The 12309-nt window shown below is 67.8% G+C and carries 14 protein-coding genes; 7 read left to right on the top strand and 7 right to left on the bottom strand.

Translation table 11 applies throughout. The features are described from left to right. Window positions 1–6: 6 nt before the first annotated feature. On the bottom strand, window positions 7–210 hold the full coding sequence (locus ABZ420_RS25215; protein WP_040870275.1) for a hypothetical protein: 204 nt from the start codon (window positions 208–210) through the stop codon (window positions 7–9). Between the two features lie 58 nt (window positions 211–268). Between ABZ420_RS25215 and ABZ420_RS25220 the strand changes: the two genes are divergently transcribed. From ABZ420_RS25220 to ABZ420_RS25240, 5 genes are all read left to right on the top strand, one after another. Then, window positions 269–640, top strand: coding sequence for a glyoxalase superfamily protein (locus tag ABZ420_RS25220; protein ID WP_357127270.1), 372 nt, complete (start codon window positions 269–271; stop codon window positions 638–640). A 72-nt stretch (window positions 641–712) separates the two neighbouring features. Further along, on the top strand, window positions 713–1171 hold the full coding sequence (locus ABZ420_RS25225; RefSeq protein ID WP_357127273.1) for a MerR family transcriptional regulator: 459 nt from the start codon (window positions 713–715) through the stop codon (window positions 1169–1171). Between the two features lie 40 nt (window positions 1172–1211). Then, entirely contained in the window at window positions 1212–1505 is a 294-nt protein-coding gene (locus ABZ420_RS25230; protein WP_040870280.1) for a putative quinol monooxygenase, read from the top strand. A 122-nt stretch (window positions 1506–1627) separates the two neighbouring features. Beyond that, window positions 1628–2422 carry a GNAT family N-acetyltransferase gene (locus ABZ420_RS25235; protein WP_357127278.1) on the top strand — a complete coding sequence of 265 codons (795 nt, stop codon included), beginning with the start codon at window positions 1628–1630 and terminating at the stop codon, window positions 2420–2422. Then, window positions 2419–3408 carry a pirin family protein gene (locus ABZ420_RS25240; RefSeq protein WP_357127281.1) on the top strand — a complete coding sequence of 330 codons (990 nt, stop codon included), beginning with the start codon at window positions 2419–2421 and terminating at the stop codon, window positions 3406–3408. The genes ABZ420_RS25235 and ABZ420_RS25240 overlap by 4 nt, the downstream gene beginning before the upstream one ends. 77 nt (window positions 3409–3485) lie before the next feature. On the opposite strand, the gene ABZ420_RS25245 is transcribed toward ABZ420_RS25240, so the two are convergent. Together ABZ420_RS25245 and ABZ420_RS25250 are read right to left on the bottom strand one after the other, a co-directional pair. Then, window positions 3486–3962 carry an SRPBCC family protein gene (locus ABZ420_RS25245; protein WP_357127284.1) on the bottom strand — a complete coding sequence of 159 codons (477 nt, stop codon included), beginning with the start codon at window positions 3960–3962 and terminating at the stop codon, window positions 3486–3488. Continuing rightward, on the bottom strand, window positions 3959–4291 hold the full coding sequence (locus tag ABZ420_RS25250; RefSeq protein WP_062975489.1) for a metalloregulator ArsR/SmtB family transcription factor: 333 nt from the start codon (window positions 4289–4291) through the stop codon (window positions 3959–3961). Before ABZ420_RS25250 ends, ABZ420_RS25245 begins: the two co-directional genes overlap by 4 nt. 290 nt (window positions 4292–4581) lie before the next feature. On the opposite strand from ABZ420_RS25250, the gene ABZ420_RS25255 reads away from it, so the two are divergent. Continuing rightward, window positions 4582–5205, top strand: coding sequence for a hypothetical protein (locus ABZ420_RS25255; protein WP_357127287.1), 624 nt, complete (start codon window positions 4582–4584; stop codon window positions 5203–5205). On the opposite strand, the gene ABZ420_RS25260 is transcribed toward ABZ420_RS25255, so the two are convergent. Further along, window positions 5202–6056: a helix-turn-helix transcriptional regulator gene (locus ABZ420_RS25260; protein ID WP_357127290.1), complete on the bottom strand. Its 855-nt coding sequence runs from the start codon at window positions 6054–6056 to the stop codon at window positions 5202–5204. The two genes, ABZ420_RS25255 and ABZ420_RS25260, sit on opposite strands and share 4 nt — an antisense overlap. Window positions 6057–6156: 100 nt before the next feature. On the opposite strand from ABZ420_RS25260, the gene ABZ420_RS25265 reads away from it, so the two are divergent. Then, the gene (locus tag ABZ420_RS25265; protein ID WP_357127293.1) at window positions 6157–7167 is read left to right on the top strand and encodes an aldo/keto reductase; all 1011 of its coding nucleotides are present in this window, start codon (window positions 6157–6159) and stop codon (window positions 7165–7167) included. A 199-nt stretch (window positions 7168–7366) separates the two neighbouring features. On the opposite strand, the gene ABZ420_RS25270 is transcribed toward ABZ420_RS25265, so the two are convergent. The 3 genes from ABZ420_RS25270 to ABZ420_RS25280 all read right to left on the bottom strand — a co-directional run. Continuing rightward, window positions 7367–7843, bottom strand: coding sequence for a DUF4442 domain-containing protein (locus tag ABZ420_RS25270; protein WP_357127296.1), 477 nt, complete (start codon window positions 7841–7843; stop codon window positions 7367–7369). Window positions 7844–7979: 136 nt separating this feature from the next. Then, entirely contained in the window at window positions 7980–11933 is a 3954-nt protein-coding gene (locus ABZ420_RS25275; RefSeq protein WP_357127299.1) for a DNA-directed RNA polymerase subunit beta', read from the bottom strand. A 142-nt stretch (window positions 11934–12075) separates the two neighbouring features. Further along, window positions 12076–12309 (bottom strand): hypothetical protein (locus ABZ420_RS25280; RefSeq protein ID WP_195154422.1); only part of this gene is annotated, 234 nt, incomplete at its 5' end.

Genomic DNA, 12309 nt, shown 5'->3' on the forward strand with positions numbered 1-12309 from the left:
GCGCGGTCAGCGCAGTAACCTGCCGCCGACCACAACGCCCGCACCGAGCACGAGCAGCAGCGCGAACGCGGCCAGACCGCCGAACAGCCACCACACCACGCCGAGCGCGATCGCGAACGGCGCGATCGCGATCGCGGTGATCACCGGGCTTTCCCTGACCGTCGCCCAGGCCGAACGAGCCCTGATCCGGTCGATGTCCTTTCCAGGCATGTTCCCAGCGTAGGCCGGAATCCGGGACTTTGTCGGCGGCTGATGGAATGCTCGCCGGATGGACTGGAAAATCGAGCTCGTCGCCATTCCGGTGACCGACGTCGACCGCGCCAAGGACTTCTACACCAAGATCGGTTTCAATGCCGATCACGATCACCGGGTCGATGAGAACCTGCGCTTCGTGCAGCTGACCCCACCCGGCTCCGGCTGCTCGATCTGCCTCGGCGAAGGCATCACCGACGCGGCGCCCGGCAGCGTCCGAGGCATGCAGATGGTGGTGGCCAGCGCCGAGGACGCCTACCAGCAGTTGATCGCCGCGGGCGTGGAGGCCACTCCGGTCCAGGACCTCGGCTGGGGCCTGTTCACCTTCTTCGCCGACCCGGACGGCAACAAATGGGCGGTCCAGCAACTGCCCGACTACAGCAGCTGAACATACGGCCCCTTGCTTGGAGTGCACTCCAGGTGACTAGCGTCGTCGATATTCCACGGGAAGGGCGAGTGCATGAGCGAAACCGCGCCATACGCGAGCGCGCGCGACGACAGGGAGCAGCCCCGGTACTCGATCGGCGAGGTGTCCGAGCGATCGGGACTGAGCCGCGACACGCTGCGCTGGTACGAACGGATCGGCCTGATGGACTACATCGGGCGCGACCACACCGGCAAGCGGCGGTTCAGCGACCGGGATCTGGAATGGCTGGCGCTGATCGGGCGGCTGCGCACGACCGGCATGTCGGTGGCGGACATGCTCCGCTACGCCGAGCTGGTGCGAGCCGGAGAAGCGACGTTCCCGCAACGGCTGGCGATGTTCCGGGATACCCGCGCCGAGGTGCTCGCCAAGATCGATGAACTTCGTCAGACTCTGGCCGTGCTGGACCACAAGATCGCCCTGTACGAAGGCAAGGCGCGAGTGAGCGAGCCGGACGTGGTCACCGCGCACGACAGCGAAGAGATCAAGGTATGACAACGAGCCGGGAACACTTCCCCGAGATCAGGAGACGCCCATGTCGACGTTGACGCTGAACGTTCGCTTCACCGCCAAGCCTGGTCGCGAGGCGGAACTGCGGGATCTGCTGCAAGGCATGATCGAGCCGACGCTCGCGGAGGGCGGCTGCATCCGTTACGAGCTCTACCTGCATCCCACCGACCCGAGCCGGATGGTGTTGCTGGAGGAGTGGGCCGATGCCGATGCCTTGGACGCGCACTTCCGGACGCCGCACCTGAAGGCTCTCGCCACCGCGTTGCAGGAAGTGCTGGTCGAACCGTTCCAGCTGCGGCGGTTCACCGAGATCGAGTGACCGTGCGACGGTCCGGCGGCGCGAGCGGCCCCGCTACCGAATCGCAAACCGGCGGACCGGAGTCCGCTTATCCGGTGGCCTGCTCCGCGCCGTTCACCGGCGGCGACTAACATCCCACGAATATGAAGCCCGAAACGCCGCGTGACCGCGTCTGGATCGATAAGCAGACGCCGGCCGCGTTTCGCGCGCTCAACGGCGTCGCGAACGAGGTCAGGGCCGCGGGCGCGGCGGTGGGGCTGGATCGCCGGATCATCGAATTGATCAATCTGCGCGTCTCCCAGCTCAACGGCTGCGCGTACTGCCTGGACGTGCACTACCGCGCCGCTCTGGCCGCCGGGGTCACCGAACAGGAGATCGCGGTGCTGCCCGGGTGGCGGCGCGGCGGCACGTATACCCCGTTCGAGCAGGCTGTGCTCGCGATCGCGGAGATCACGGCGACGCTTCCGGACGAAAACGTCATCGAGCGTGAGTACGCTTCGGCTCGCCGGCATCTGACGGATGATCAGCTGTCCGTCGTCATCTGGGTGGCCACCACGATCGGCGCGTTCAACCGGGTCTCGATTCTCAGCAGGCATCCGGTACGCGCCCGGAAGGAGAAGGGAACCATGAGCGAATCGGCATCGGAGTCCGAGGTCGTCCGCAACGACGAGCGGCATCGCTACGAGGTGTTCTACGGCGGGGAGTTGGCCGGCTTCGCCGACTACGAGGAACGCGACGACGAGACGGTGTTCACGCACACCGAGGTCGACGGCGCGTTCTCCGGGAAAGGTCTCGGGTCCGTCCTGGCCGGGAAGGCCATCGAGGACGCCGTCGGGCGCGAGCGCGTGATCCGGCCGGTGTGCCCGTTCATCAAGGCGTATCTGGACAAGCACCCTCAGTACGACGCCCATGTGATCGGCAAGGGCATCGATCGGTGAGTGATCTGGATCCGCGCCCGGCCGAGACGCTCTGCGAACCCGCGCCGGGTCCGGGGCCGGTCGCGGAGCGGTATCCGGCCCGTGAGGTGCCGCTCGGCGGGGTGCGCGGCGTCTTCGTCGAACGCGTGCTGCCGCAACGTGACCTGCCGACCGTCGGCGCGTGGTGTTTCCTCGACCACTTCGGCGCGCCGACGGTCACCAAGACCGGTGCGCCGCCGGACATCGATCCGCATCCGCACATCGGCCTGCAAACGGTGACCTGGCCGTTCGAGGGCCGGATCCGGCATCGCGACTCGGTGGGCTCGGACGTGCAGATCGAACCGGGTCAGCTGAATCTGATGACCTCCGGACGCGGCATCGCCCATTCCGAGTACGCCGTCGCGGGCGCGCCCGCCGGACACGGCTTGCAGCTGTGGATCGCGCTGCCGGGCGACCACACCGGCATCGCTCCGCATTTCGAGCAGCATCGGGAACTGCCCGTCGTCGAGGCGCCCGGCCTCCGCGCGATCGTGCTGATCGGGTCCCTGGCCGGGAAGACCTCACCCGCGATCGCCTACACACCCATCGTCGGCGCCGATGTCCGGTTGGAGCCCGGGGCCGAGGTCGGCCTCCCGCTCGACCGTCGTTTCGAGCACGCGGTGCTGGTGATCGAGGGCGAGGTGACCGTCGCGGGCGAGGAGCTGGCTCCCGGACCGCTGCTGTACCTGGGCACCGAGCGCGACGAACTCCGCCTCGCCACCACGGGCGGCGCGCACTTCGCCCTGATCGGCGGCGAACCGTTCGCCGAGGAACTGGTGATGTGGTGGAACTTCGTCGGCCGCAGCCACGAGGACATCCTCGCCGCCCGGGCGGATTGGGAGAACCACGACGTCACCCGGTTCGCCGACATCGCGGGCCACACCCCGCGACAACGCATTCCCGCGCCGCCCCTGCCCGGCCTGCACCTGAAGCCGCGCAAGCGCCGGATCGGCCCGGCCCGGGACTGATCGCGGCACACACTCGATTCCGCCACTCGCTTCGACTCCGCCCACGCGACTCGTGAGCGGAGCCGAAGCGTCCGGGCTCAGCCGCGCGCGAGCAGTGCGTCCAGCGCGCGGTAGCTCTCGTTGAGCCCGGTCTCCATGCCCGACTGGAGCATGCCGTCGCGCTCCTGCGGCGTGTGGAACTGGCTGTCGGTGACCACCTTGGTGCGGCCGTCGCCGAGGTCGACGAAGCTGACACTGTCGATCGCCACATGGGCGGGCATGCCGTCCCACTCGAAGGAGTACACGATGCGCTCCCGCGGGGTGACCTCACGGAAACGGCCCTCGAAGCCATGCGCTCCCTCGTCGGAGTGCTCGACGAAGCGCCAATGCCCGCCCGGACGGAATTCCCAGCGCTCGATGTCCAGCCGATTGCCGCGCCCCCACCACTGGGCGAGCAATTCGATCCGGCTGTAGGCGTCCCACACGCGCTCGCGCGGGGCATCGAAGATCCGCTCGATGTGGATCGCGCGGTCGGTGTCGGTCGTGATGACCGCGTCGTTCGTGGTTGTGCTCATCGGTCCTGCTCCGTTCGCTCGAGGAATTCGCCGAGACGGTCCAGCCGCGCTTCCACCATCCGCCGGTAGCCCTGCATCCAGGCCACTTCGCGGTCGAAGACGTTCTCGCCGAGGCGGCAGTACCGCACCCGGCCGCGCTTCTCCGTGACCACCATGCCCGCCGCCTCCAGCAGCTGTATGTGCTTCTTGACACCGGTGAGCGTCATCTCGAAGCGCTCCGCCAGCTCGCTGACGGTGGCGGGCCCACTGCCGAGACGTTCCAGGATCCCACGCCGGGTGGGATCCGCGAGCGCCCCGAAGGAGGCATCCAAGAAGTCATACTGAACCATCTAGTTCAGTGTTGCGGAGATGAGGACGGACGTCAAGAGGGAATTCACACCGCTCCGAAACCCGGCCGGACCAGCGACGCGACCGCCGATCCGGGACCTACCGCCGGCCGATCCAGCCGCAGCGGAAGCCGCTCAACCGGCCTCGTCCCCGGAGTGCCGCGATGTGCGACAGAGGCTTTCGCGACCGAACTCGGCGAAGAACTGTCGCTCAGCCCCTTCTGATCGGGGCCGCCGAGCGGTATCTTTTCCCGACGAACCGGACACGGGGGCGGCACACGGAAAAGAGCACGATGAGGACCTCTCGATTCACCGCGACGACCTTGGTCGCGCTGGCGGCCACCGCACTCACCACGAGCGCCGCGCACGCACAGCCCGCGCCCACCGACGCCCCGCTCGACCTGCGCGGATCGTTCCACCAGGTCGCCTACGAGGTCGCCGCCACCAGCGACCGGCGCGCGGCCGTGGCCACCATCCAGGGCGGGACGTTCGAATCGACCCACGACGGCCGGGTCGTGACGGTCTCCGATCGCGACGGCAATGTGGTGGCCGCGCTGCCGATGACGCTGCGCATCGGTGATCAGCGCGTGGTGCTGGATCCCGTACTCGAGGACGCGGGCCACCGGCTCACCGTCGCACCGGTCGCGATGACCGACGCCCCACTGCGCGACATCGGCGCCCAGGAGCGGTTCTACGCCGAGGCCGAGAAGGCCATGCCGACCATCCTTGCCGGCGCGGGCATCGGCGCCGCCATCGGCTTCATCGTCGGATTCCCGCTCGGCCTGTTCGTGATCGACTTCATCACGGTGCCCGCCGCCGCGGTGGCGGGCGCCGCGATCGGCGCGATGGCCGGATTCGTCATCGGCGGTGGGCAGCCCGCCGTCGACGCGGCGCTCGAGTACGTCACCGCGCCCTAGTCGAGCCCGGCGACGGGCGTCAGCCGCTGCGTGCCGATCACGCGCAGCAGGTCAAGCTTCTCGGCCGCGTCCGTGCCCGGACGCGGCAGGTAGACCAACAGGCGCTGGGCGGCGTTGGGCGTGAGCAACGTTTCGCAGACGACATCGATCAGGCCGACCTGCGGATGCCGGATGCGCTTGATATCCGAAAGCCGCACGGCCACTTGATGTTCGTCCCACAGCCGGTCGAACTCGGCGCTCGCGGAACGCAGTTCGGCCACCAGCTCGAGCACGTCCGCGTCGCCCGCACGGCGCGCGGCCGTGGCACGCAGATCGGCGACGTGGTTGCGGCCGAGCCGATCCCAGTCCTCCTCGGGGAAGAGCGCGCGCGACGAAGGGTCGGTGAACCAGCGGTGGGCGTAGTACCGCTCCCACCCACGACGGTCACCGTGATCGCCGACGAGCAAGGTATGCATCCGGTTCTGCACCAGCACCTCGCCGAGATCGGTGACGACGGTGGCCGCGGTGTCGTCCAGCTTGGCGAGCAGGTGCATCAGCCCGGGGCCCACATGCTTGTCGGTCGCATCGCGTCCCGGCGGCGCGTGGTCGCACAGATGGTAGAGATGGTCGCGTTCGTCGTTGTCGAGACGCAGGGCGCGCGCGAGCGAGGCGAGGACCTGGGTGGACGGACGCGGACCGCGCGCCTGCTCCAGCCTGGTGTAATAGTCCGTCGAGATGCCCGCCAGCAGCGCTACCTCGTCGCGGCGCAGTCCCGGCGTGCGCCGCCGGACACCCGGCGGCAACCCGACGTCGGCGGGGGTGAGCTGCTCTCGGCGGCGGCGCAGGAAATCGGCGAGTTCGGCGCGGTCCATGCCCTCACTGTCCTCGGAAACGGCGCCCTGAGCCAGGGATCGCCACTCCCCCGATAAACGGTCTCTCCCGCGGCGGCGGCGCACGGTTCAGGCTGGTCCCATGACGACAACGAAAGTCCACGAAGTGCGGATCGGGGCCACCGGCCCGACGGTCGGCCGGATCGGCCTCGGGGCGATGGGCATGTCCGGCGCGTACGGCGCGACCGACGACGCCGAATCGACCGCGACCATCCACGCGGCGCTGGATTCCGGCGTCAATCTGATCGACACCGGCGATTTCTACGGCGCGGGACACAACGAGACGCTGATCGGCAAGGCCATCGCCGAACGTCCACGCGAGGACGTGGTGCTGAGCGTGAAATTCGGCGCGCTGCGCGGTCCCGACGGCGGCTTCGCGGGCGTGGACAACCGGCCTGCCGCGCTGCGCAATTTCCTGACCTACAGCCTCCAGCGGCTCGGCGTCGACTACATCGACATCTACCGCCCCGCACGGCTCGATCCGGCCGTGCCGATCGAGGACACCGTCGGCGCCATCGGGGAGCTGATCGAAGCAGGGTACGTGCGCCATGTCGGCCTGTCCGAGGTGGGCGCGGACACCATTCGGCGTGCGGCGGCCGTACATCCTATCGTGGACCTGCAGATCGAGTACTCGTTGCTCTCCCGTGGCATCGAGGAGCGAATCCTGCCCGTCTGCCGCGAACTCGGCATCGGCGTCACGGCCTACGGCGTGCTCTCCCGGGGCCTGCTGAGCGATGCGATCGCGCCCGGAGCCATCTTCGCTCCGAGCGATTTCCGCGCCCACAGCCCGCGTTTCCAAGGCGAGAACCTGGACCGGAATCTCGAACTGGTGCGCGCGCTGAACGAGATCGCGGCGCGCAAGGACGCCTCGGTGGCGCAACTGGCCATCGCCTGGGCGCTGACCCGCGGCGAGGACATCGTGCCGCTCATCGGCACCCGCCGCCGCGAACGCTGGGCGGAGGCGGTGAGCGCGCTGGACCTCTCGCTCACCGACGAGGAGTTGTCCACAATCGAAGCGGCCGTGCCCGCCGACCGGGTCGCGGGCGAACGCTACGCCACGCCGCTGATGGCGACGCTCGACAGCGAGCGCTGAGTCCGAAGCCCGGCGGATCGCGCAGCCGATCCGGACCGGCCTCTCGCCGAGGCACACGGTTCGGCGAGAGGCCGAACCGTGTCGGAATGACCCAGGGCAGCGTCACCGCCGAAGCGTGCCCACGTCGTGTGCCGGCAGCGTCCGCACGACGCGCGGTGCAGTAGACGGGAATCATGCCCGGCTGAGCGTCTCGATGCGATCAGGCCCGGCGCGGACGCAGCACAGCCGTGAACATCGCTGCGGCCACGATCTTTCCGGCGCTGTCGGTGATGTCCACCGGCACGTCGAGTTCGAGCGGCACTTTTGCCTCGATGTCGGCCCGCATCTTCGCCAGCGTCTGCGCGGAGAACGCGGAAGTCGCGCGGAACGGCCCTGCGTCCCCCTTGGCGCGGGCTTTGTATTCGATGCGTCCGTCCTTGGCGACGATGAACGTCTCCCCCATCAGGTCGACGATCCCCGACACCGACGCCCCCATGGCGGCGGTCTCCGCCATCCCGAACAACACGGCGGCGTGCAGATCTCCGTTGTGGTTCAAATGCTGCGCCCGCGGCACGATCGACACCACGTTCCGCCCCGCCGCGAACTCCTCCCACTCGACCTCCGCGTACTGGATGAAACCGAGCTTCCGGAATCCGGCCACCACCAGATCACCCAACGCCGCGCCGTCCACCGCCACCTCCGAACAGAACAGAACTGAAACCTGTTCTACTTTCCTACTGCCTCCCACTCCGGTTGTCCACCACGGACCCGTCACAGAACGAATTCGGCCCCCGCTCCACAAGGAAGCGGGGGCCGAATCTCGTTGCGACGGATTACCGGTAGTCGCTGAAGCCGTAGTCGTCGAGCGGGACTGCGGCGCCGGTGGTCTGACCGAAGCTGTCCGGGCTGTAGTAGGTGTCGTCGTAGGACGGCACCGCGTACGCGGCGGCACGGGCTTCCTCGGTCGGCTGCACCTGGATGTTGCGGTAGCGGTTGATACCGGTACCGGCCGGGATCAGCTTACCGATGATCACGTTCTCCTTGAGGCCGATGAGCTTGTCGGAGCGGCAGTTGATCGCCGCGTCCGTCAGAACTCGGGTGGTCTCCTGGAAGGACGCCGCCGACAGCCACGAGTCGGTGGCCAGCGACGCCTTGGTGATACCCATCAGCACCGGACGACCCGCCGCGGGCTCGTTGCCCTCGGCGACGACGCGACGGTTGGATGCCTCGAACTCGGCGCGCTCGGTGAGCGAGCCGGGCAGGAACTCCGTGGCGCCCGAGTCGATGATCGTCACGCGACGCAGCATCTGGCGCACGATCACCTCGATGTGCTTGTCGTGGATCGACACACCCTGCGAGCGGTAGACCTCCTGGACCTCGTGGACCAGGTGGACCTGAACCTGACGGGGGCCCATGATGCGCAGCACCTCGTGCGGATCCGCCGCGCCTTCCAGCAACTGCTGGCCGACCTCGACGTGGTCACCGTCCGAGAGCAGACGCTCGGAACCGTCGTCGTGCTTGAACACCCGCAGACGCTGCCGCTTCGAGAGCTTGTCGTAGACAACCTCTTCGCCACCGTCATCCGGGATGATGGTGATCTTGTAGAAGCGATCGTCGTCCTCCAGCCGCACGCGACCGGAGACCTCGGCGATGGGCGCCTTACCCTTCGGCACGCGCGCCTCGAACAGCTCCTGCACACGCGGCAGACCGCCGGTGATGTCGTCACCCGCGACACCACCCTGGTGGAAGGTACGCATGGTCAGCTGGGTACCGGGCTCACCGATGGACTGCGCGGCGACGATACCGACGGCCTCACCGATGTCGACCAGCTTGCCGGTCGCCATCGAGCGGCCGTAGCAGGTCGCGCACACACCGGTACCGGTGGTGCAGGTCAGCACGGAGCGGACCTTCACCTCGGTGATACCGGCCTCCAGCAGCGCCTCCAGCGCCGGATCGCCGAGGTCGGCGCCCTTCGCCACGATGACGTTGCCCTGCGCGTCGAGCGCGTCGGCCGCGAGCGTGCGCGCGTAGGTGGAGGTCTCCACGTGCGCGTCGCGGATGATCGAGCCGTCGGGCTGCTTCTCCGCGATCGGCACCACGATGCCGCGCTCGGTGCCGCAGTCGTGCTCGCGCACGATGACGTCCTGCGAGACGTCCACCAGACGACGGGTCAGGTAACCCGAGTCGGCGGTGCGCAGCGCGGTGTCGGCCAGACCCTTACGAGCGCCGTGGGTGTTGATGAAGTACTCCAGAACCGTCAGGCCCTCACGGAAGGAGGACTTGATCGGCCGCGGGATGAACTCACCCTTCGGGTTCGTCACCAGGCCCTTCATACCGGCGAGGGTACGGGTCTGGGTGAAGTTACCCGTGGCGCCCGAGTCGACGATCGTGATGATCGGGTTGTCGGCCGGGTAGTGCGCGCGCAGCGCCCTACCGACCTCCTCGGTCGCCTCCTGCCAGATCTTGACCAGGGCGTTGTTGCGCTCCTGGTGATCGAGCGCACCACGCTGGTACTTCTTCTCGATCTGATCCGACTGCGCCTCGTAGCGCTCCATGATCTCGGCCTTCTCCGGCGGCACGAGCACGTCGGACATGGAGACCGTCACGCCGGAACGCGTGGCCCAGTAGAAGCCCGCGTCCTTGAGCTTGTCGACGGTCTGCGCGACCACGATCATCGGGTAGCGCTCGGCGAGATCGTTGATGATCGTCGCCTGACGCTTCTTCGGCATCTGCTCGTTGATGAACGCGTAGTCCACGGGCAGCAGCTCGTTGAACAGCACCCGGCCCAGCGTGGTCTCGGTGGTCCACGCGTCGCCACGACGCCAGCCCTCCGGGAACAGCTCCGCCTCGACGTCCTTCGGCGGACGCTGGTCGGTCAGCCGGACCTTGATCAGCGAACGCACGGTGAGCTCACCGCGGTCCACCGCCATCTGCGCCTCGGCGGGCGAGGAGTACACGCCCCGCTCCGGACCGTCGGCGGTGGCCGGCTCGTAGGAACCCTTCGCGCCCTCTTCCAGACGGGTCAGGTAGTACAGGCCGGTCACCATGTCCAGACGCGGCATGGCCAGCGGCCGACCGGAGGCGGGCGACAGGATGTTGTTCGACGACAGCATCAGCACGCGTGCCTCGGCCTGCGCCTCCGCCGACAGCGGCAGGTGCACGGCCATCTGGTCACCGTCGAAGTCGGCGTTGAACGCCTCACAGACCAGCGGGTGCAGCTGGATGGCCTTGCCTTCCACCAGCTGCGGCTCGAAGGCCTGGATACCGAGGCGGTGCAGCGTGGGCGCGCGGTTGAGCAGCACCGGGTGTTCGGCGATGACCTCTTCGAGGACGTCCCACACCTGCGGCCGCTGCCGCTCCACCATCCGCTTGGCCGACTTGATGTTCTGCGCGTGGTTCAGGTCGACCAGGCGCTTCATCACGAACGGCTTGAACAGCTCCAGCGCCATCAGCTTGGGCAGACCGCACTGGTGCAGCTTCAGCTGCGGGCCGACGACGATGACCGAACGGCCCGAGTAGTCGACGCGCTTACCGAGCAGGTTCTGCCTGAACCGGCCCTGCTTGCCCTTGAGCAGGTCGGACAGCGACTTGAGCGGACGGTTGCCCGGTCCGGTGACCGGACGGCCGCGGCGGCCGTTGTCGAACAGGGCGTCCACGGACTCCTGCAGCATCCGCTTCTCGTTGTTGACGATGATCTCGGGCGCGCCGAGGTCGATCAGTCGCTTGAGGCGGTTGTTGCGGTTGATCACGCGACGGTACAGGTCGTTCAGGTCGGAGGTGGCGAAGCGGCCACCGTCGAGCTGAACCATCGGGCGCAGCTCCGGCGGGATCACCGGAACGGCGTCGAGCACCATGCCCATGGGCGAGTTGCCGTTGGACTGGAAGGCCGCGACGACCTTGAGCCGCTTGAGCGCGCGCAGCTTCTTCTGGCCCTTGCCGGAGCGGATGGTCTCGCGCAGCGACTCGGCCTCGGCCTCGATGTCGAAGCTCTCCATCAGCTTCTGGATCGACTCCGCGCCCATGGCGCCGGTGAAGTACTCGCCGTAGCGGTCGACCAGCTCGCGGTAGAGCACCTCGTCGACGATGAGCTGCTTGGGCGCCAGCTTGGTGAAGGTGGTCCAGATCTCCTCCAGCCGGTCCAGCTCACGCTGGGCGCGGTCGCGGAGCTGGCGCATCTCCCGCTCGCCGCCGTCCTTCACCTTGCGGCGGACGTCGGACTTGGCGCCTTCGGCCTCGAGCTCGGCCAGGTCGGCCTCCAGCTTCTGAGCGCGGGCCTCGAGGTCGGCGTCGCGCTGATCGGCGACCGCCTTCTTCTCGACCTCCATCTCGGCCTCGAGCGTGGACAGCTCGTTGTGCCGCAGTTCCTCGTCGACCGCCACGATGACGTAGGCGGCGAAGTAGATGATCTTTTCCAGATCCTTCGGCGCCAGGTCGAGCAGGTAGCCCAGGCGCGAGGGCACGCCCTTGAAGTACCAGATGTGGGTGACCGGAGCGGCCAGTTCGATGTGGCCCATGCGCTCGCGGCGCACCTTGGCGCGAGTCACCTCGACGCCACAGCGCTCACAGATGATGCCCTTGAAGCGGACGCGCTTGTACTTGCCGCAGTAGCACTCCCAGTCCCGGGTGGGACCGAAGATCTTCTCGCAGAACAGGCCGTCCTTCTCCGGCTTGAGCGTGCGGTAGTTGATGGTCTCCGGCTTCTTCACCTCACCGTAGGACCACTGACGGATGTCCTCGGCGGTGGCCAGGCCGATCCGGAGTTCATCGAAGAAGTTGACGTCTAGCACGTAACTTCCTTTCCCCTGTGCGGGTCGAATTCGAGCAAAAGTTCACTAGTGAGTGTCTGCCGAGACTTCGCTCGGCCGAGCACGTCCGGTAATCCGCGCGGTGCGGGCCGGATGCCGCCGGTGACGGCATCCGGCCGACCGCCTAGTTCGCCAGATCGTCGACGGTGGCCGCTTCGTTCCTCGACAGGTTGATGCCGAGATTGGCCGCGGCACGCTCCAAGTCCTCGTCGTCGCCGTCACGCATCTCGATCGCGGCGCCGTCGGACGACAGCACCTCGACATTGAGGCACAGCGACTGGAGTTCCTTGAGCAAGACCTTGAACGATTCCGGAATGCCCGGCTCCGGGATGTTCTCGCCCTTGACGATCGCCTCGTA

This window comes from Nocardia sp. NPDC005745 (genome assembly GCF_040630775.1).
GTDB lineage: Bacteria > Actinomycetota > Actinomycetes > Mycobacteriales > Mycobacteriaceae > Nocardia.

What these genes read in the sequence shown, in the direction of transcription:
- ABZ420_RS25230 (WP_040870280.1), top strand. Translation starts at nt 1,212, where the DNA reads ATGTCGACGTTGACGCTGAACGTTCGCTTCACCGCCAAGCCTGGTCGC.
- ABZ420_RS25215 (WP_040870275.1), bottom strand. Translation starts at nt 210, where the DNA reads ATGCCTGGAAAGGACATCGACCGGATCAGGGCTCGTTCGGCCTGGGCG.
- ABZ420_RS25220 (WP_357127270.1), top strand. Translation starts at nt 269, where the DNA reads ATGGACTGGAAAATCGAGCTCGTCGCCATTCCGGTGACCGACGTCGAC.
- ABZ420_RS25265 (WP_357127293.1), top strand. Translation starts at nt 6,157, where the DNA reads ATGACGACAACGAAAGTCCACGAAGTGCGGATCGGGGCCACCGGCCCG.
- ABZ420_RS25235 (WP_357127278.1), top strand. Translation starts at nt 1,628, where the DNA reads ATGAAGCCCGAAACGCCGCGTGACCGCGTCTGGATCGATAAGCAGACG.
- ABZ420_RS25260 (WP_357127290.1), bottom strand. Translation starts at nt 6,056, where the DNA reads ATGGACCGCGCCGAACTCGCCGATTTCCTGCGCCGCCGCCGAGAGCAG.
- ABZ420_RS25225 (WP_357127273.1), top strand. Translation starts at nt 713, where the DNA reads ATGAGCGAAACCGCGCCATACGCGAGCGCGCGCGACGACAGGGAGCAG.
- ABZ420_RS25245 (WP_357127284.1), bottom strand. Translation starts at nt 3,962, where the DNA reads ATGAGCACAACCACGAACGACGCGGTCATCACGACCGACACCGACCGC.
- ABZ420_RS25250 (WP_062975489.1), bottom strand. Translation starts at nt 4,291, where the DNA reads ATGGTTCAGTATGACTTCTTGGATGCCTCCTTCGGGGCGCTCGCGGAT.
- ABZ420_RS25255 (WP_357127287.1), top strand. Translation starts at nt 4,582, where the DNA reads ATGAGGACCTCTCGATTCACCGCGACGACCTTGGTCGCGCTGGCGGCC.